This window comes from Herbaspirillum sp. B65, from assembly GCF_000333555.1.
GTDB lineage: Bacteria > Pseudomonadota > Gammaproteobacteria > Burkholderiales > Burkholderiaceae_D > Herbaspirillum > Herbaspirillum rubrisubalbicans.
Genome location: NZ_BADI01000557.1, coordinates 1 through 1,813, shown reverse-complemented (window position 1 = coordinate 1,813; position 1,813 = coordinate 1). Strand labels below are relative to the sequence as shown.

General features: G+C 60.3%; 1 protein-coding gene. It reads right to left on the bottom strand.

Going from position 1 to position 1,813, the window contains the following annotated elements:
• Nucleotides 1–935, bottom strand: a 935-nt coding sequence (locus I5W_RS13515; RefSeq protein ID WP_044529621.1) for an RluA family pseudouridine synthase, incomplete at its 3' end; no start/stop codon positions are given.
• Between the last annotated feature and the right edge of the window lie 878 nt (nucleotides 936–1,813).

The following is a 1,813-nucleotide window of genomic DNA, read 5'->3' as shown; positions in this document are numbered from 1 at the left end:
TGCCGGAAGCTGATGCGCCAGGCGTGCAGGAACATGCGCTTGAAGGCGATGCGGCTGCCATCGGCTTTCTGCAAGGNCCTGTTGAGGGTGAAGTCGCCGTACTTGTCGTCGCCGACGATGGGAAAACCGCTGGAAGACAGGTGTACCCGGATCTGATGGGTGCGACCGGTCTTCAGTTCAGCTTCCAGCAGGGCAAATTCACCGAAGCGGCGCAACAGCGAAAAGATCGTGTGCGAGGGCTGACCATCGGCCTGCACCCGCACGCGGCGCTCGCCATCGGGCGTGCTGTACTTGAAGAGCGGCAACTTCACATGCTGGCGGGCGTTCTTCCAGTCCCCCTGCACCAGCGTGAAATAGCGCTTGTCGGTCGTGCCCTCGCGCATCTGGTCGTGCAGGTTGGTCAAGGCCGAGCGCTTCTTGGCGATCAAGAGCACGCCGGAGGTATCACGGTCCAGACGGTGTACCAGTTCCAGGAACTTGGCCTGGGGCCGCGCCGCACGCAATTGTTCGATCACGCCATAGCTCACGCCCGAGCCACCGTGCACGGCCACGCCGGCCGGCTTGTCGATGACCAGCAGGTGGCTATCTTCCAGCAGGATGCGGAATTCGGCACCGGGCACCACCTGTTCTTGCTTCTCTGCAACTCGTATTGGCGGCACGCGCACCACATCGCCTTCGACCAGGCGATAGGTCTGGTCGATGCGGCCCTTGTTGACGCGCACCTCGCCCGAGCGCAGGACACGGTAGATATGGCTCTTGGGAACGCCCTTGCAGACCCGCAGCAGGAAATTGTCAATCCGCTGTCCCGCCTCTTCGTCGGAAATGGTCAGCAACTGCACCTGGGGAAGGTTGTGCGAGGCTGTTGCGTTCCGGGAGGCGGGCGCAGCTGCGGCGCTTTCAGAAGCCCCCCTAGAAAATCTCGCTAAGTCCTTCATTTTGAATATATAATCGATTGACGCCGATCAAAAAACGGCGTCAGTAGAATAAAAAAGGAACATTCTACACAAGAGGAGACTTCGTCAGCCTCGCTCATTTGCAAAATAGACGAAGGGGGCCCCGAAAACCACGACGCGCGGCATCGCAGACGCAATAAAAGCGCTGCAACGGTTGACAATACAGCCGATCATGCCGCTTGCCTGGTCCACGTAAAGGCCTCGAAACGAGTACGCACCTTCCCTGCGCGAGTCCAGTTTGCACCGCAGTTGCAATCGGACAGCGCGCCTGGAAGTGGAACAGAATTGTTTGGATCATCAGGATAAAAGTCTGGCAAGACTCGCATCCGGTGTTCCGGTTCAGGTCCGCAGCGCACAGCCCCCGGCAACAGCAGCATCATGCAGCGCAACCGGCGCAGGCTCATCCGCCCGCCCCTCTTGCAGCGCATTGCCCGGGCCATGCCGCAGTCCTGGCCGAAGCACCGCGAAGCTTGCCGGTTGATGCAGTTGAACCCGATCGCCGTCGCCAACCCACCATGTTACGTTTGGCTCCACAGACCAGCTTACCGTCCGCAGTTGCCTGCGCGACCGCCTATGGCGGCGCGCGCGGCGCGGATACGGTGCTGCCCGGCGTTCCCGTCTGCCGCATCCGCGCCCCCTTGTGCTGGAGCGCCCGCTAAGGCGCACTCACACAATCAAGGCAATTCCCTCCCCAATCACTTCGTTCTCGCGTACATCCCCTGTACTTTTGGCCCGCTACCACATACGGACGGGCCATTTGAAGGATCTTCGGATCCCGGAGTGAAACCATGAAACGTATGTTGTTCAACGCCACGCAGCAGGAAGAACTGCGCGTAGCGATCGTTGACGGTCAGAAACTG